At 67.2% G+C, this 17,437-nt stretch carries 16 protein-coding genes; 10 read left to right on the forward strand and 6 right to left on the reverse strand.

Going from position 1 to position 17,437, the window contains the following annotated elements; all coding sequences use genetic code 11:
* Positions 1-92 precede the first annotated feature (92 nt).
* Positions 93-1,169, reverse strand: a complete 1,077-nt coding sequence (locus ACVILH_RS27685) for an NAD(P)H-dependent flavin oxidoreductase (RefSeq protein WP_456715711.1) — start codon at positions 1,167-1,169, stop codon at positions 93-95.
* A gap of 308 nt (positions 1,170-1,477) precedes the next feature.
* On the opposite strand from ACVILH_RS27685, the gene ACVILH_RS27690 reads away from it, so the two are divergent.
* The 3 genes from ACVILH_RS27690 to ACVILH_RS27700 are packed head-to-tail and all read left to right on the forward strand — an operon-like array spanning position 1,478 to position 3,885.
* Complete coding sequence (locus tag ACVILH_RS27690) at positions 1,478-2,425, forward strand: cyclase family protein (RefSeq protein WP_456715712.1); 948 nt, start codon at positions 1,478-1,480, stop codon at positions 2,423-2,425.
* Between the two features lie 46 nt (positions 2,426-2,471).
* The gene (gene ruvX, locus ACVILH_RS27695) at positions 2,472-2,957 is read left to right on the forward strand and encodes a Holliday junction resolvase RuvX (protein WP_456715713.1); all 486 of its coding nucleotides are present in this window, start codon (positions 2,472-2,474) and stop codon (positions 2,955-2,957) included.
* A 4-nt stretch (positions 2,958-2,961) separates the two neighbouring features.
* On the forward strand, positions 2,962-3,885 hold the full coding sequence (locus ACVILH_RS27700) for an AEC family transporter (RefSeq protein WP_456715714.1): 924 nt from the start codon (positions 2,962-2,964) through the stop codon (positions 3,883-3,885).
* A 9-nt stretch (positions 3,886-3,894) separates the two neighbouring features.
* Here the strand turns inward: ACVILH_RS27700 and ACVILH_RS27705 are convergent, their stop codons facing one another.
* The 3 genes from ACVILH_RS27705 to ACVILH_RS27715 are packed head-to-tail and all read right to left on the reverse strand — an operon-like array spanning position 3,895 to position 7,137.
* Positions 3,895-4,719, reverse strand: coding sequence for a CPBP family intramembrane glutamic endopeptidase (locus ACVILH_RS27705; RefSeq protein WP_456715715.1), 825 nt, complete (start codon positions 4,717-4,719; stop codon positions 3,895-3,897).
* The gene (locus ACVILH_RS27710; protein WP_456715716.1) at positions 4,716-6,359 is read right to left on the reverse strand and encodes an acyl-CoA dehydrogenase family protein; all 1,644 of its coding nucleotides are present in this window, start codon (positions 6,357-6,359) and stop codon (positions 4,716-4,718) included. Before ACVILH_RS27710 ends, ACVILH_RS27705 begins: the two co-directional genes overlap by 4 nt.
* A 22-nt stretch (positions 6,360-6,381) precedes the next feature.
* Positions 6,382-7,137: a M15 family metallopeptidase gene (locus ACVILH_RS27715; protein WP_456717090.1), complete on the reverse strand. Its 756-nt coding sequence runs from the start codon at positions 7,135-7,137 to the stop codon at positions 6,382-6,384.
* Positions 7,138-7,246: 109 nt separating this feature from the next.
* Between ACVILH_RS27715 and ACVILH_RS27720 the strand changes: the two genes are divergently transcribed.
* The 5 genes from ACVILH_RS27720 to dprA all read left to right on the forward strand — a co-directional run bounded on the left by ACVILH_RS27720 (position 7,247) and on the right by dprA (position 12,871).
* The gene (locus ACVILH_RS27720; RefSeq protein ID WP_006611225.1) at positions 7,247-8,200 is read left to right on the forward strand and encodes an aspartate carbamoyltransferase catalytic subunit; all 954 of its coding nucleotides are present in this window, start codon (positions 7,247-7,249) and stop codon (positions 8,198-8,200) included.
* 18 nt (positions 8,201-8,218) lie between these two features.
* Positions 8,219-9,520, forward strand: coding sequence for a dihydroorotase (locus ACVILH_RS27725; RefSeq protein ID WP_456715717.1), 1,302 nt, complete (start codon positions 8,219-8,221; stop codon positions 9,518-9,520).
* Between the two features lie 30 nt (positions 9,521-9,550).
* A complete protein-coding gene (gene plsY / locus ACVILH_RS27730) occupies positions 9,551-10,147 on the forward strand; it encodes a glycerol-3-phosphate 1-O-acyltransferase PlsY (RefSeq protein ID WP_456715718.1) in 597 nt (198 codons plus the stop codon).
* A gap of 225 nt (positions 10,148-10,372) precedes the next feature.
* On the forward strand, positions 10,373-11,692 hold the full coding sequence (locus tag ACVILH_RS27735) for a patatin-like phospholipase family protein (RefSeq protein ID WP_456715719.1): 1,320 nt from the start codon (positions 10,373-10,375) through the stop codon (positions 11,690-11,692).
* A gap of 60 nt (positions 11,693-11,752) precedes the next feature.
* The gene (gene dprA, locus ACVILH_RS27740; protein ID WP_456717091.1) at positions 11,753-12,871 is read left to right on the forward strand and encodes a DNA-processing protein DprA; all 1,119 of its coding nucleotides are present in this window, start codon (positions 11,753-11,755) and stop codon (positions 12,869-12,871) included.
* Between the two features lie 3 nt (positions 12,872-12,874).
* On the opposite strand, the gene ACVILH_RS27745 is transcribed toward dprA, so the two are convergent.
* Positions 12,875-13,273 (reverse strand): winged helix-turn-helix transcriptional regulator, encoded by a 399-nt coding sequence (locus tag ACVILH_RS27745; RefSeq protein WP_456715720.1) that lies wholly within the window; start codon positions 13,271-13,273, stop codon positions 12,875-12,877.
* A 97-nt stretch (positions 13,274-13,370) separates the two neighbouring features.
* Between ACVILH_RS27745 and ACVILH_RS27750 the strand changes: the two genes are divergently transcribed.
* Complete coding sequence (locus tag ACVILH_RS27750) at positions 13,371-13,979, forward strand: FMN-dependent NADH-azoreductase (RefSeq protein ID WP_456715721.1); 609 nt, start codon at positions 13,371-13,373, stop codon at positions 13,977-13,979.
* Between the two features lie 264 nt (positions 13,980-14,243).
* On the opposite strand, the gene ACVILH_RS27755 is transcribed toward ACVILH_RS27750, so the two are convergent.
* On the reverse strand, positions 14,244-14,408 hold the full coding sequence (locus ACVILH_RS27755; protein ID WP_006611232.1) for a hypothetical protein: 165 nt from the start codon (positions 14,406-14,408) through the stop codon (positions 14,244-14,246).
* Between the two features lie 269 nt (positions 14,409-14,677).
* On the opposite strand from ACVILH_RS27755, the gene topA reads away from it, so the two are divergent.
* A complete protein-coding gene (topA, locus tag ACVILH_RS27760) occupies positions 14,678-17,437 on the forward strand; it encodes a type I DNA topoisomerase (RefSeq protein ID WP_456715722.1) in 2,760 nt (919 codons plus the stop codon).

Below are 17,437 nucleotides of genomic sequence, written 5' to 3' on the forward strand. Positions count from 1 at the left end.
CCCGCCCTATAGCAGAGGCCGCTTTCGCGCCGCAACCGGCAGGGTTCAGGCTTTCCCAGGGCAGCACCCTACGCTCGACGTCTCCTTTGGCGTCAGCCCGCCAGCTTCGCGAGCCGCGCCAGTGCCTGCTCGGCCAGCGTCCGCGTCAGCTCCGCCGCGGGTATCTCCCTGCCGAGCCGCAGCGCCTGCCCGGCCCAGAGATTGGTGAAATCGACCTTGCCCTGCTTCTCCGCGGCCGCCTTGAGCGGGCCGAGCGCGGTCGCCGCATGCGGAAACGCCGGCGCATCGGGCGAGATCGGCCCGACCTCGCGCATCACCCGGTTGGCGACGCCGCGGGCCAGCCGGCCCGTCATCACGTTGGTGATGACGGTCGATTCGTCGTCGGCCGCCGCGAGCGCGGCGCGCGCGGGAGCGCTCACCTTGGATTCGGGGCAGCGCAGATAGGCGCTGCCAATCTGCACGCCGGAGGCGCCGAGCGCAAAGGCCGCGGCGATGCCGCGGGCGTCGGCAATGCCGCCGGCCGCGATCACCGGAACCCTCACCGCATCGACGACCTGCGGCACCAGCGCAAAGGTGCCGACCTGCTCGGCGAGCTTGTCGGTCAGGAACATGCCGCGATGGCCGCCGGCCTCCGCGCCTTGCGCGATGATGACGTCGGCGCCGTTCCGCTCCAGCCACACCGCCTCGCGCACGACCGTCGCAGAGGCCATGATCACTGCGCCGGTCGCCTTCACGCGCGCCAAGAGGCTCGGCTCCGGCAGGCCGAAATGGAAGCTTATGATCTCCGGCTTCAGCTCCTCGACGACGGCGCACATCGCGGCATCGAACGGCGCGCGGTTGGCGGCCGTGATCGGCGCCGCGGGATCGACGCCATACTCCTGATAATAGGCGCCGAGCCGTTGCTTCCATCCCGCCTCGCGGGCTGCATCCGCCTCCACCGGCGTGTGACAGAAGAAGTTCAGGTTGATCGGCGCCGACACGCGCTGGCGAATGATGTTGACCTGCTCGCGCGCCTTCTCGGGGCTGAGCATCGCCGACGGCAGCGAGCCGAGCCCGCCGCCTTGCGCGACCGCGATGACCAGATCGGCATCCATCACCCCAGCCATCGGCGCGAGCACGATCGGATGTTCTGTCTTGACGAGATCGAGAAAGCGGCGATCGGGCCACATGGGCTGCTCCTTGTGCATGCTTGTTCTTGGGCGTCACGTGGCGATCGGACCGACCTCACGGATGCGGCGCGACACTACTCCGGCAAGCACGCGAGCGACAGCCTCGCAGACCGGTGCGGCTCCGACGCAATGCACCTATTCCGTCGCGTGAAACCGCGCCGCTCGTTCCCCGGCAACATCGTCCGATGCGACACTCCGGCACAGTGCAACGCAAAAGCGAAAAACAACTTGGAACGGCCTTGACCTAAGTTAGGATGCCGGCGCTGACCAGCGCGAAAACAACAAACATCAACCTCGGAGGAAATGCGATGCGCAACGCGTTCGTGTTGTGCTGCTCGATCGCCATGATGGCTGCGATCGGAACGGCCAATGCCCAGGACAAGCCCGCGGACTGGACGAAATCGAAATGGGGCCCGCAGGACGAGATCGGCGCCGCCAACTACATGACGCCGGAACTGGTGGTGAAAGCGGCCTCGCTGGTGAAGACCGGCAAGACCTACCCGCTTGGGATGATCATCGATTCCAAGACCCCCGCCTACCCGCCGCGCTCGTTCAAGGTCACCGTGGTGCAGCCGGGCCAGGCCGGCAATCCCGGCCTCGGTCCCAACAAGGCGACCTATAATGACGACATCATCGAGGGCTGGGTTGGCGTCGGCAGCCAGATCGACGGGCTCGGCCATCTCGGCATCGAGCACGTCTATTACAACGGCAACAAGGTCGCCGATTTCGCCGATCCGACCGGCCTGAAGAAGCTCGGGATCGAAAAGGTGCCGCCGCTGGTCGCGCGCGGCGTGCTGCTCGACATGGCGGCCTACTACAACACCGACGTGGTCAAGGAAGGCACCGCGTTCAATTCCAAGGAGATCGAGGAGGCCGCCAAGAAACAGGGCGTCGAGATCCGCCAGGGCGACATCGTGATCTTCCACACCGGCTGGCTCAGCCTGGTCGGCAAGGACGACAAGCGCTACGGCGCCGGCGAGCCCGGCCTCGGCGTCGACGGGGCCAAGTATCTGACCTCCAAGGGCGTGGTCGCAATCGGCGCCGACACCTGGGGTCTCGAAGTCTTGCCGTTCGAGTCCCAGAACGTGTTCGAGGTGCACCAGATCCTGCTCGCCATGAACGGGACCTACATCCTGGAGAACATGAACACCGCCGATCTCGCCAAGGACAAGGGCTACGAGTTCCTGTTCGTGCTGGGCCAGCCGCGCTGGCGCGGCGGCGTGCAGGGCAACATCAACCCGATCGCGATCCGGTAGCTTACTGCTTTGCCTGGCGGGCATGGCGCGTGCTAAGCGGCGCGCCATGCCTGCTCCCATCCTCCCCCTCATCGACGCCGCCGGCCGCTGGGCCGAGCGCGGTGCGCTCGTCGGCCTCGATCTCGGCACCAAGACGATCGGTGTCGCCGTGTCCGATCCGGGCCGCAAGCTCGCCACCGGCGTCGAGACCATCCAACGCAAGGCCTTCAAGGCCGACGCGGCGCGGCTGCTCGCCATCTCGGCGGAACGCAAGGTGGTCGGCTTCGTGCTCGGTCTTCCCATCAACATGGACGGCAGCGAGGGGCCGCGGGCGCAGTCGACCCGCGCCTTCGCGCGCAATTTCGCGGGCCTCACCGACCTGCCGATCGGGCTGTGGGACGAGCGGCTCTCGACCGCGGCGGTCGAGCGCGAGCTGATCGGCATGGATGTCAGCCGCGCCAGGCGCGCCGAGGTGATCGACACCCATGCGGCGATCTTCATCCTGCAAGGCGCGCTCGACCGGCTGACGACGCTGCGCCGCTCCGGCCAGTAAGCCCATGAGCCCCGTCGTCGCGGCGCTGGCGCCGGTGTTCCTGCTCATCATCATCGGCTTCGGCTTGCGCCGCAGCCTGATCCGGCTCGACACGCAATGGCATGGGCTGGAGCGGCTGACTTATTATGTGCTGTTTCCGGCGCTGCTGCTGCAGAGCCTGGTCAAGGCCGATCTCAGCAAAGTGCCGGTGGCCGGCGTCGGCGGCGCGCTGTTCGTCGCGATGCTGGCCATCTCCGCGCTGTGCCTCGCGCTGCGCCCCCTGCTCGCCCGATCCGGCGTCGACGGCCCGGCCTTCACCTCGATCTTCCAAGGGGCGACGCGCTGGCAGACCTATGTGGCCCTCAGCGTCTCCGGCAGCCTGTTCGGGCCGACCGGGCTCGCGGTGGCCTCGGTGGGAATGATCGCGATCATCCCGATGGTCAACGTCTTCAGCGTGGCCGTGCTCGCACACTATGCCTCGCCGAACCGGCGCTCGATGAGCGAGATCGTCGCCACCGTCATCCGCAATCCGCTGATCTGGGCCTGTGTGGTCGGGCTCCTGCTCAACGTCGTGCATCTGCCGCTGCCAAAGCTCTGGCACGACACCGCCGATGCGCTCAGCCAGGCCTCGCTGCCGATCGGCCTGCTGGTCACCGGCGCGGGCCTGCATTTCGAGGGCCTGCGGCGTGCCGGCGCGGCTGCGGCACTCGGCGTCGTGCTCAAGCTCGTGCTGATGCCGATCCTTGCCATCGGTCTTGCCGCATGGTTCGGCGTCAGCGGCCAGAGCCTCGTGGTGGTGGCGATCTGCGCGGCGGTGCCGACCTCGCCGAGCGCCTATGTGCTCGCCAAGCAGATGGGCGGCGACGCGCCGCTGCTGGCACAGATCATCTCGCTGCAGACGGTGCTGGCGGCGATCACCATGCCGCTCGCGATCGCCTGGACAAGCTGAAATCCGCGCTCAGGACTGGCCGCTCGCCAGCCACATCGTCTGGATCGTGGCCGCGAGGTTGTTGAGCCCGTGCAGCACCATGGTCAGATACAGCGAGTGGGTGCGGTAGCGCAGATAGCCGAACCACACGCCGAGCGAAAACACGTTCAGCAGGGCGAACCAGTCGTATTGAAGATGCAGGACGGTCCAGACCGCTGATGACAGCAGGATGGCCCCGGGCACCCGCAGGAAAGATTCCGACCAGCCGCGGTAGAGAAAGCCGCGCGCCATCAGCTCTTCGGACACCGGCGCCGCGACGCAGAAGGCGATGATCATCAGCCAGACCACGCCGTCGCCTCTCGCCGTCTTCAGGATGTCCACCATGAAGCTCGACGAGGTGTCTCCGCGTCCGCTCAGATGCGCGGCCAGCTCCCAGCAGCCGAGGATCACGACCATCCCGACCACACCGAGGGCGAAATTCTTCCAGCCGGTCCAACGCAGGCCGAGATAATCGGCGAAGGACAGGCGGGTGTGGCGGACGGCGAAATAGATCGGCAGCAGGATCGCCGGCACGCCCATGATCGCCGACAGCGAGACCGTAAGCGACCGGCTCGCGATCTGGACCGCGGCGGTCTGAAGCTCGACCGGCCCCGTGAACGCGCCGTCATGGCGCAGCAGCAGATAGAGGATCGGCGTTAGCTGACCGATGAAGAACAGGACGATGATGAGGAGACCCCACAACGTCGTCCGCCAGAAGCCGAGCGTGCGCGGCTGATGCTGCGCCGGAGCGACCTGCTGCGGCGGCTGGAGCGGGTCGAGGGAATCGATGACGGCGGCTTCAGGCGTATCGGTCAAGGCAGGGCGCGCTCCAGCAAGGCACGGGTGGCGGCGGGCTCGAGATCGATGGCGCCATACATGCTCGGATGAATATTGGCGAGCCGCGTGGCGGCGAACAGCTCGGCGTGAGCGGGCGTCACCGCATTGAGCGCGGCCGCGGCGGCCAGCAGAGCCAGCTTCTCGACGGCAAGACGCGCGATGCGCTCGCTGTCGCCACGCCGGAAGGCCTCACTGATCATGGCGACGGCGTCGGGGGCGCCAGGCAGACCCCGCGCTTCGTCGGCCAGTCTCTTCAGGACGGCAGTGGCTGCTTCGGCTTCACGCGACAGCGCGCGCAACACGTCGAGGCACATCACATTGCCGGAGCCTTCCCAGATCGCGTTGACCGGCGACTCCCGGAAGTGGCGCGCGAGGATGCCGTCCTCGACATAGCCATTGCCGCCGAGGCACTCCATCGCCTCATAGAGAAACGGCGGCGCGCTCTTGCACACCCAGTATTTGATCGCGGGCGTCAGCAACCGCATGTAGGCTGCCTCGGCCGCGTCGTCGTGCATGCGATCGAACGCGCGGCACAGCCGCATCACCAGCGCCGCCGTCGCCTCGACGTGAAGCGCCATGTCGGCGAGCACCGCCTGCATCAGCGGCTGGTCGGCAAGATGTTTCTGGAACACGCTGCGGTGACGCGCGTGATGCAGCGCGTGCGAAAGCCCCGAGCGCATCAGGCCGGCGGACGAGATCGCGCAGTCCTGCCGCGTCAGCTGCACCATCTGGATGATGGTGTGGATGCCCCTGCCCTCCTCGCCGATACGCTCGGCGTAAGCGCCTGCGAACTCGACCTCGGAGGAGGCATTGGAGCGATTGCCGAGCTTGTCCTTCAACCGCTGGAAGCGCAGCGCGTTGACTGATCCGTCCGGCGCAAAGCGCGGCATGAAGAAACAGGTCAGGCCGCCCTCGGCCTGCGCCAGCACCAGGAAGGCGTCGCACATCGGCGCCGACATGAACCATTTGTGGCCGGTGATGCGATAGCTGTCGGCCGTGCGCTCGGCACGCGTCATGTTGGCGCGGACGTCGGTGCCGCCCTGTTTCTCGGTCATGCCCATGCCGAGCGTCATGCCGCGCTTCTGCCACCACGGCGCAAACGCCGGATCGTAGTCGCGGGTCGCAATCACCGGCATGGTCCGCGCCAGCAGATCCGGCTGGGCGGCCAGCGCTGCGACCGAGGCGCGCGTCATCGTGATCGGACACAGGTGCCCGCTCTCGACCTGCGAGGCGATATAGAACTTTGCGGCGCGCACCACCTCGGAGCTGCCTCCGACTGGATTGCCCTGCGCCGTCCAAGTCGAGTTGTGCAAGCCTGCTTCGACCGAGCGCGTCATCATCCGATGATAGGCCGGATGAAACTCGACAACGTCGCGGCGAAAACCCTTGGCGTCGAAGCTGCGCAGCTTCGGCGTGCTCTCATTGGCGAGGCGCCCCTGCTCGGCCATGTCGGCCGATCCCCACAGCGCGCCGAATGACGTGAGTTCCCGCTCGGCGTCAGCGCCGCCACTCGCCTTCACGGCGTCCATCAGCGGCCGGTCGGCCGTGAACAGGTTCACGTCCTCGAACGGCGGAGATTGGTTGAAGACCTCGTGGGTCTCGAATGATGTCGGGGTCATGGCCGTACCCTGGAGAGTTCGATCATCGGCGCGGCCGAATGGGAAAAACATAGGTGGTCGTGCCGGCGCCCGGCAGTGAAAAGTGCCACCACTCCCTGGCATAGTTCACAAACCCTTGCCGCGCCATCACAGTCACCAGCTCGTTGCGCCAGCGGCGCTGCTCCGGCGTCAGGTCTCGTGCTGCAGTATGAGCCTTGCCGTCGAAACAATCGTACCCGGTCCCCATATCGACGCTGCCTTCCGGCGCCCGCAGCGCCGCCGGCGCCGTGCAGTCCGCATAGTCTTTGGCGGGATCGAACACCGCGGTATTGTCGGCCGCGAGCTCGACCAGCGTCAGATCGAGCGCCGCACCGGTCGAATGGCTGGAACGCACGGCGATGTAGCCGAGCCGGAACAGGTCGCGCTTCGCAACGCCAGGCATGTAGCGGCGGCCGGCGGTGGTCTCGACGCCATCTTCGGACCACGCCAGCATCTCCGCGACCGCGCGCACCGGCCGGTAGCAGTCGAGCATCTTCAACGACAAGCCGCGCGGCCGCAGCTCGGTCTGAGCCGCCTGCAGCCGCAGCGCGACATCGCGCCTCACGATGCATTCGGCCGCCTCGTAGCGCGGCAAGGGACGGCCGACGAAGTTGTTGCTGCCGGCATAGCGGATGTCCTGCTGGATCGTCGGGTCGATGTCGCGGAGGTAGACGAAATCCGCCAGCAGCTTGGCCGCCGAGGCCGGAACGATGCCCGCCAGCAGGACCGCCCATGGAAGGAGGCCACCGGCGGCGATCAACCGCCACCTTGCGAATGTCCGGCGGCCCCGGGACGGAACGGGGGATAACTCGGAACCCCGGCTTTCGGCCTTGCCCGCCATGGAAACCGCGCCTATAGCTCTGGCTTTAATGGCAACCTCTCCGAAATCGACTTTCGTCCTCGGGCACCGGCATTTGCTGGGAATCGAGGGCCTTTCCGCCCACGACATCACCGGTCTCCTCGATCTGTCCGAGGAGTATGTCGAGCTGAATCGTCAGGTCGACAAGAAGCGCACCGTGCTGCGCGGCCGGACCCAGGTCAACCTGTTCTTCGAGGCCTCGACGCGGACGCAATCCTCGTTCGAGCTCGCCGGCAAGCGGCTCGGCGCCGACGTCATGAACATGTCGGTGTCGTCCTCGTCCATCAAGAAGGGCGAGACCCTGATGGACACCGCCGTCACGCTCAACGCGATGCATCCGGACATTCTGGTGGTCCGCCACCACGCCTCGGGCGCGGTGGAGCTCTTGGCGCGCAAGGTCGACGGCTCCGTGATCAATGCCGGCGACGGCGCGCATGAGCATCCCACGCAAGCGCTGCTGGACGCACTGACGATCCGCCGCAACAAGGGGCGCATCGAGGGCCTGGTGATCGCGATCTGCGGCGACGTGCTGCATTCGCGCGTCGCGCGCTCCAACATCCTCCTGCTCAACACGATGGGCGCACGCGTCCGCGTCGTGGCCCCCTCCACGCTTCTGCCGCCGGGCATCGAGAGGATGGGCGTCGAGGTCGCGCGCGACATGCGCGAGGGGCTGAACGGCGCCGACATCGTGATGATGCTCCGCCTGCAGCGTGAGCGCATGAACGGCTCCTTCGTGCCGTCCTCGTCGGAATATTTCCAGTATTTCGGCCTCGACCAGAAGAAGCTCGCCTACGCCAAGCCGGATGCGCTGGTGATGCATCCCGGGCCGATGAACCGCGGCGTCGAGATCGACTCCATCGTCGCCGACGGCGCGCAGTCGCTGATCCGGGAACAGGTCGAAATGGGGGTTGCCGTGCGCATGGCCGTGCTCGAGGCGCTGGCCCGCAACCTGCCCAATGCTTGATAGTCGGGACGAAACGACATGCTGACCGACCGCCGCCCGATCCTGCTCGCCAATGCGCGCGTCATCGATCCCTCCCGCGACATCGACGGTCCCGGTGACGTGCTGATCGCCGATGGCGTGATCCGCGACCTCAAGCGCGGCATCGGCGCCGCCGGCGTGCCGGAAGGAACGGATGTCATCAACTGCGCCGGCCAGATCGTCGCGCCCGGCCTGATCGACATGTGCGCCTTCGTCGGCGAGCCGGGTCTCGGCCACCGCGAGACCTTTGCGAGCGCGAGCCAGGCGGCAGCGACCGGCGGCATCACCACCATCATCTGTCAGCCCGGCACCGAGCCGGTCATCGACAATTCGGCGACCGTGGACTTCGTGCTGCGCCGCGCGCGCGACACCGCGATCGTCAACATCCAGCCGATGGCGGCGCTGACCAAGGGCCTGCGCGGCGAGGAGATGACCGAGATCGGCCTGCTCCGCGCCGCCGGCGCGGTCGCCTTCTCCAACGGCCACACCAGCGTGATGAACGCGCAGGTGATGCGCCGCGCGCTGACCTACGCCCGCGACTTCGACGCCCTGATCGTGCACCACACCGAGGATCCCAACCTCGTCGGCGAAGGCGTCATGAACGAAGGCGAGTTCGCCTCGCGCCTCGGCCTCTCCGGCATTCCGCCAGCGGCCGAAGCCGTGGTGCTCGAGCGCGACATGCGCCTCGTCGCCCTCACCAAGGGCCGCTATCACGCGGCGGCGCTGAGCGCGGTCGACTCGCTCGATGTCCTCAAGCGCGCGCGCGACGCGGGGCTTGCCGTCAGCGCCTCGGTGTCGATCAACCACGTGACGCTCAACGAGAACGACATCGGCCCCTACCGCACCTTCCTCAAGCTGACGCCGCCGCTGCGCACCGAGGTCGATCGCCGCGCGCTGGTCGAGGCGCTCGCCTCGGGCCTGATCGACGTCATCATGTCCGACCACAATCCGCAGGACGTCGAGGTCAAGCGGCTGCCATTCGCGGAGGCCGCGAGCGGCGCCGTCGGCCTGGAGACGATGCTGTCGGCCGCGCTGCGGCTGGTGCACAGCGGCGAATTGAGCTGGACCACCTTGATCCGCGCGATGTCGACGCGCCCTGCGGAGCTGCTCGGCCTGCCCGGCGGCACCTTGCGCGCGGGCGCGCCGGCCGACATCATCGTGATCGATCCGGACGTGCCCTGGATCCTCGATCCGGCCGATCTGAAATCATTGTGCAAGAACACGCCGTTCGACGAGGCCCGCTTCACCGGACGCGTGGTGCGGACCATCGTCGGCGGCCGCACCGTATTCGAACATGTCTGACGCACGGCATCACCCGCAAGGAGTTGTGTGATGGGTTCCGAAGCCTTCCTGCCGGTGGCTCTCATCATCGGCTATCTCCTCGGCTCGATCCCGTTCGGCCTGATCCTGACCAAGCTCGCCGGCACCCAGGATTTGCGCAGCATCGGCTCCGGCAATATCGGCGCCACCAACGTGCTGCGCACCGGCCGCAAGGGCCTCGCCGCCGCGACCCTGCTCGGCGATGCGCTGAAGGGTACGGCGGCCGTGATCATCTGCGGTTATCTCGGCGGGCCCAATGCGGCGATGGCCGCCGGCCTCGGCGCCTTCCTCGGACACCTGTTCCCGGTGTGGCTGAAATTCCGCGGCGGCAAGGGCGTCGCGGTCTATATCGGCGTCCTCATCGGCCTGTTCTGGCCGGGTGCGATCTTCTTCTGCCTGGTCTGGCTCGCGACCGCCTTCGCCTTCCGCTACTCATCCTTGGCTGCACTCGTCGCGAGCGTGCTGACGCCGCTCGTGTTGTGGGCTTTCGGCCACACCGCGCTGGCCGTGTTGTTTGCTTTGATCACCTTGTTGCTCATTTACATGCATCGCGAAAACATCAAGCGCTTGCAGGCCGGCACAGAGAGCAAGATCGGTGCTAAGAAGTAATCACTCCGTGCAAATACGGTGCAAATGCGGATATCCTGTGTCTAGCCCTGCAATTACAGAGGCAACGCAGCAACACCGCCACATCATCAGCTAATAAGTTAACGCCGGACTCTGGTGTGAATCATGATTGCCTGTCATGATTCCGGCATCTGAACACGCAAGACCAATTCAAGCGGCTCGCGACTTGCGCGCGAGCACCGCACTGATGAGGAGTCGGCGCAGCAAATGTCTACACCCACGCGATCGAGCGCCAGCGCCCTTCTTTCCGCGGCTCAGATCTGGTCCACCGACGATCCGTTCGCATCGGCCGGCAACGCCGCTGAACCGACGCAGGCTGTAGCGATCGAGCCTGCGGCTCGCGAGGTCGTAGCCGATCCGGTCGTCGAGAGCCCGCTCACGCTGACGGCAAAAGAGACGTCGTGCGAAAGCGCCGCGGCCGTCGTGGAGATGATGATCGCCGCCACGGGCGCGACCGCCATCGCCGAGCCGAAGCCCGCCGAGACGCCGGAGCGCTCCCTGGCCGAGACGATCGCGAACGCAAAGCTGCCGCCGCCACCGCGTGTGTGGCCGCCGCGCAAGCTGTCGCTGGCCTTGCAGGGCGGCGGAACCTTCTCGGCCTTCACCTGGGGCGTGCTGGACCGCCTGCTCGAGGAGCCGGCCTGCGATTTCGACACGATCAGCGGCGCCAGCGCCGGCGCCATCAACGCGGCGCTGCTCGCCAGCGGCCTTGCCAATGGCGGCCGCGACGAGGCCCGCGGTCGCCTCGCCGAGTTCTGGACCGGTCTTGCCGATGACGCCTCGTTCCGCGCATTGATGCTGATCGGCGGCTATTCGCCGGCGAGCAGCGCAGTCTCGTTCGGCACTGGCCTGCGCGGCGGCCGCGCCGACCCGCTCGATCTGGCGCCGCTCCGCGACATCCTCACCGCGACGATCGATTTCGGCGCCGTGCAGGGCGCGGGCGCGCCGCGGCTGCTGGTCGCGGCCACCCGGGTCCGCGACGGCCAGCCGCAGATCTTCCGCAACGGCGACATCACCCCGGACGTGCTGCTCGCCTCGACCTGCCCGGCCCAGATGCATGCGGCCGTGGAGATCGACGGTGAAAGCTACTGGGACGGCGGTTATGCCGCCAATCCGCCGCTGATCCAGATTGCGCACGAATCCAGCGCGGCCGACCTGCTGGTCGTCCAGGTCACGCCGGCGCGCGACGGTGATGTGCCGATGACCTCGGCCGCGATCGATCGCCGCCTCGACCAGATCGCCGCCAATGCCGTGCTCAACGCCGAGCTCGCGGCGCTGGAATGGGCCCGCAGCGACGGGCTGCATCCGCCCCGCATGCATCGGCTCGCCGCCGAGGAGGAGATCGAGTCCCTGGCGCAGCGCGAGGCCACCGACTTCGACAGCGACTTCATCGCCATGCTGCATCAGCGCGGGCGTGAGGCCGCCGAGCGCTGGCTGCGCGAGGCGCCTGCCGGCACGATGCCGGCAATCGCCGAGGAGCGGCCGGTCACCGCCACCGAGGAGCTGCGCGAGGTCGCTCCGGCGTAGCGCCCCCTCTTCCCCGCGCCCTCGGGTTGCTCCATGCTGGCCTTCTTCGAGGAGGCTGGCGTGGACGCGATCAACACGACGATCGAGCTGAGCGACACCGAGCGGCGCGACCGGCTGCGCCTGATCCGCTCCGACAATGTCGGCCCGCGCACCTTCCGCGCGCTGCTCGACCAGTTCGGCACGGCCCGCGCCGCGCTGGAGCGTCTGCCGGACCTGGCGCGCCGGGGCGGCGCCGCCACGAGCGGCCGGATCTGCACCGTAAGCCAGGCCGACGCCGAGCTCGAGGCCTGCCAACGCCGGGGCGTCCAGCTTCGGGCGCCGGACGAGGACGGCTATCCGCCCCGGCTCGCCACCTGCGAAGATGCGCCGCCTTTGCTCGGGGTGCGCGGCGCCCGCGACGCCCTGATGCGGCCGATGATCGCCATCGTCGGCTCACGCAATGCCTCAGCGGCCGGGCTCAAATTCGCCGGCCAGATCGCCCATGAGCTCAGCCAGGCCGGCTTCGTCATCATCTCAGGCCTGGCGCGCGGCATCGATCAGGCCGCCCATCGCGCGAGCCTCGCGAGCGGCACGGTCGCGGTGCTCGCCGGCGGCCACGACCGCATCTATCCACCGGAGCATGTCGACCTGCTCGGCAGCATCGTGAATGGCAGCGGCGCCGCCATCTCCGAAATGCCGCTCGGACACGAGCCGCGCGCCCGCGACTTCCCCCGCCGCAACCGGCTGATCTCGGGCGCCTCGCTCGGCGTCGTCGTGGTCGAGGCCGCGCATCGCTCCGGCTCGCTGATCACCGCCCGCATGGCCGGCGAGCAGGGCCGCGAGGTGTTCGCTGTTCCCGGCTCGCCGCTCGATCCCCGCTCGGCCGGCACCAACGACCTGATCAAGCAGGGCGCCACGCTGGTCACCGAGGCCGCCGACGTCATCCAGGCCGTCGGCCCCATCCTGCAACGGCCGCTGCCCTTGTCGCTGCGCGAGCCCGATGAGGAGCTGTTCGCGCCCGATCCCGAGAGCCACGACCGCGCGCAGATCACGGCCCTGCTGGGCCCGACGCCGGTGTCGATCGACGACCTGATCCGGCTCAGCGGCCTGTCGCCCGCCGTGCTGCGCATGGTTCTGCTGGAGCTCGAGCTGGCCGGCCGGCTGGAACGTCACGGCGGCGGGATGGTGTCGCTCACCTGACGCTCAGCCGCCATCCTTGCGTGCGTCGAAGCGTGAGCGCGCCTGCTCGATCTGGTCCTGGTGCTCGATGGCCCAGTGCCCGAGCGCCTGCACCGGCTGCGACAAGCCGCGGCCGAGATCGGTCAGCTCATAGTCGACCCGCGGCGGGATGGTCGGAAACACCGTCCGCGTCACCAGCCCGTCGCGCTCGAGCCCGCGGAGCGTCAAGGTCAGCATGCGCTGGGAGATGCCGCCGACGAGGCGCTTCAGCTCGTTGAAGCGCTTCGGTCCGTCCTGCAGCATCATGATGACGAACACGCTCCATTTGTCGCCGACACGCGCCAGAATCGATGCGACGCCGCGGCAGTCATTGTGCTGCGGCTCCGGCGGAAGGTCAGGATCATCGCTGTCAGCAGGTGTCACGGATGTACCCGGGTTTCAAAAATGTGCGTTCTTGTGGGGTTACAGCACAGTCACTCATAGTGCGCCAGTTACAAACGAATACCGAGGTGACTGACCTATGACACAACTGCTCCATATCGACTCCAGCGTGCTCGGCCCCAACTCCGTCAGCCGTCAGGTGTCAGCCGCGATCGTCAATCGCTTGCGCGAGATCACGCCCAGTCTCGAAGTCACCTACCGGGATCTCGCAGCCACGCCGCTGTCGCATCTGTCCGGAGCGCACGTGGCGATTGCTCATGGCGTTCTTCCCTCCGACCCTGCCGTGCAGGCGGACGTTGCCGCCGGGCAAGCGGTGCTCGAAGAGTTTCTCAGCGCCGATATCATCGTGATCGGCGCACCGATGTACAACTTCTCTGTTCCGAGCCAGCTGAAGGCCTGGATCGATCGCATTCTGGTCCCGGGCAAGACATTTCGATATGGCGCCAATGGCCCCGAGGGCCTCGTCGGCGGTAAGCGCGTGATCGTCGCACTGTCACGCGGCGGCTTTTACGGCTCTGCACCAGCGGCGGCGCTCGAGCATCTCGAAACCTATCTGCGCGGTGTGCTCGGCTTCATCGGCGTGACGGCGCCCGAATTCGTTGCGGCCGACGGCATCATGGTCGGACCCGAGCAACGCGAGCAGGCGCTGGCAAATGCGCTGAAGACGGCAAGCGCTCTCGCGGCCTGAGATGCTTCGGCGACTGCAGCAAGAGCAGGCAGTCGCCGTTCGCACCGGTGGGGACGCGGCGAGGTGTCGCCGTCGCAGCGATCCTGGCTCCACGATCTTCGCGTCGCCAACGCGGCATGCGGATCGTACCTGGCGCGACCATGTTGAGGCGGATGCCGCCCGGTGACAGCTCGGACGCCAACGCGCCCGCCATCTGCTCTACTCAAGGGACTGGACGCCGCTGCCCCCCGAGGAGACGACCTTGGCGCCGCGTCGAGCCGCAATTCAGGACAGCTTGCGCCGGCTGCGCAGCCGCAGGTGCTCCTCGGCCTCGAGATTGGCCATGCGCAGGAGATAGTCGAGCATGTCGAGATTATGCCGCTGCGCGAGCTGCGACAGGCTCGCCGTGACCTCGGCAATCAGCGCCGCCGCGGCATCGGGATCCTCCATCGACTCTTCTATATCGGGGCCGCGTCTGTCCGCTTCCTTGACCAATCGACCTATCCCATGACGGGTATTTAAGGAAAAACATTGGAAAAAGAGCACGGTTCCAATGGCGCTCCCTACAACCTGATAGGTACTTCCCCAGTGGGACGCAATCGACTTTCAGCGCCCCCCGATTTGACAGGAACCCCCTCACCACCCATGTTCGGATCAACGGGCCGAGCGCGAATCCCGCGAAACCGGCTTCAGTCCCTCCACTAAGCTATTGGAAATACATGAATATCGTCATCGTGGAGTCGCCTGCCAAGGCCAAGACGATCAATAAGTATCTGGGCTCCTCCTATGAGGTTCTGGCCTCGTTCGGCCATGTCCGCGACCTCCCGGCGAAGAACGGCTCCGTCGATCCGGAAGAAAATTTCCGGATGATCTGGGAGGTGGACCCCAAGGCCGCCAGCCGACTCAACGACATCGCCAAGTCGCTCAAGGGCGCCGACCGCCTGATTCTCGCCACCGACCCTGATCGCGAGGGCGAGGCCATCTCCTGGCACGTGCTGGAGGTGATGAAGGAGAAGCGTGCGCTGAAGGATCAGAAGATCGAGCGCGTCGTGTTCAACGCCATCACCAAGCAGGCCGTCTCGGAGGCAATGAAAAATCCGCGCCAGATCGACGGCGCGCTGGTCGACGCCTATATGGCGCGCCGCGCCCTCGATTACCTCGTCGGCTTCACGCTCTCTCCCGTGCTGTGGCGCAAGCTGCCCGGCGCCCGCTCGGCCGGCCGCGTCCAGTCTGTGGCGCTGCGCCTCGTCTGCGACCGCGAGCTCGAGATCGAGAAGTTCGTGCCCCGTGAATACTGGTCGCTGATCGCCACCTTGGCGACGCCGCGCGGCGACACCTTCGAGGCGCGCCTCGTCGGCGCCGACGGCAAGAAGATCCAGCGGCTCGACATCGGCACTGGCGCCGAAGCCGAGGATTTCAAGAACGCGCTGAACGCGGCGAGCTATACGGTCGCGACCGTCGACGCCAAGCCGGCGCGGCGCAATCCGCAGGCCCCCTTCACCACCTCGACCCTGCAGCAGGAAGCCAGCCGCAAGCTCGGCTTCGCGCCGGCGCACACGATGCGCATCGCGCAGCGGCTCTATGAAGGCATCGACATCGGCGGCGAGACCACCGGACTCATTACTTATATGCGAACCGACGGCGTGCAGATCGCGCCCGAGGCGATCACCCAGGCGCGCAAGGTGATCGGCGAGATCTACGGCAACAAATACGTGCCGGACAGCCCGCGGCAGTACCAGACCAAGGCCAAGAACGCCCAGGAAGCGCACGAGGCGATCCGCCCGACCGACCTGTCGCGCAAGCCGGCCGAGCTGCGCAAGCGGCTCGATGACGATCAGGCCAAGCTCTACGAGCTGATCTGGACCCGCACCATCGCGAGCCAGATGGAATCCGCCGAGCTTGAGCGGACCACGGTGGACATCGTCGCCAAAGCGGGCGGCCGCACCCTGGAGCTGCGCGCCACCGGCCAGGTCATCAAGTTCGACGGCTTCCTCGCGCTCTACCAGGAAGGCCGCGACGACGAGGAGGACGAGGACAGCCGCCGCCTGCCGCAGATGAGCCAGGGCGAGGCGCTGAAGCGCCAGAACCTCGCGGTCACCCAGCACTTCACCGAGCCGCCGCCGCGCTTCTCGGAGGCGTCGCTGGTCAAGCGCATGGAGGAGCTCGGCATCGGCCGGCCCTCGACCTACGCCTCGATCCTCGATGTGCTCAAGGCGCGCGGCTATGTGAAGCTGGAGAAGAAGCGGCTGCACGGTGAGGACAAGGGCCGCGTCGTCATCGCCTTCCTGGAGAACTTCTTCCGCCGCTATGTCGAGTATGATTTCACGGCCGACCTGGAAGAGCAGCTCGACCGCATCTCCAACAACGAGATCGCCTGGCAACAGGTGCTGAAGGACTTCTGGACCGGCTTCATCGGCGCCGTCGACGACATCAAGGACCTGCGCGTGGCGCAGGTGCTCGACGCCCTCGACGAGATGCTGGGGCCGCACATCTATCCGCCGCGCGAGGATGGCGGCGACGTCCGGCAGTGCCCGACCTGCGGCACCGGCCGGCTCAATCTGAAGGCCGGCAAGTTCGGCGCCTTCGTCGGCTGCTCCAACTATCCGGAGTGCCGCTACACCCGCCCGCTCGCCGCCGACAGCGAGGCCGCGGCCGACCGCATGCTCGGCCAGGATCCGGACTCCGGCCTCGAGGTCGCCGTCAAGGCCGGCCGGTTCGGGCCGTACATCCAGCTCGGCGAGCAGAAGGACTATGCCGAAGGCGAGAAGCCGAAGCGCGCCGGCATCCCGAAGGGCACGCAGCCCTCCGACGTCGATCTCGATCTGGCGCTGAAGCTGTTGTCGCTGCCGCGCGAGATCGGCAAGCATCCGGAGACGGGTCTGCCGATCACTGCTGGGCTTGGCCGCTTCGGGCCGTTCGTCAAGCACGACAAGACCTATGCGAGCCTGGAAGCCGGCGACGAGGTGTTCGACATCGGCCTCAACCGCGCCGTCACCCTGATCGCCGAGAAGGTCGCCAAGGGCCCGAGCAAGCGCTTCGGCGCCGATCCCGGCAAGGCGCTGGGCGATCATCCCTCGCTGGGCCCGGTCGCCGTGAAGGCCGGCCGCTACGGCGCCTATGTCACCGCGGGCGGCGTCAACGCCACCATTCCCGGCGACAAGGAAAAGGACACGATCACGCTTGCCGAGGCGATCGCGCTGATCGACGAGCGCGCGGCCAAGGGAGGCAGTAAGGGCGGCGGCAAGGCCAAGGCTCCCAAGAAGGCTGCGAAGCCCAAGGCCGCGGCCAAGCCGAAGGCCGGCGGCGACGACGACACGCCCAAGCCGGCGAAGAAGGCCGTGGCGAAGAAGGCCGCGGCCAAGCCGAAATCAGAGTCCACCAGCAAGGCGCGTGCGCCGGTTGCGAAGGCCGCCAAGACATCGGCGAAGCCTGCGACCAAGGCCACGCCCAAGAAGAGCGCCGGCAAGGCCCGCGGATGA

Source organism: Bradyrhizobium sp. USDA 4353, from assembly GCF_054063215.1.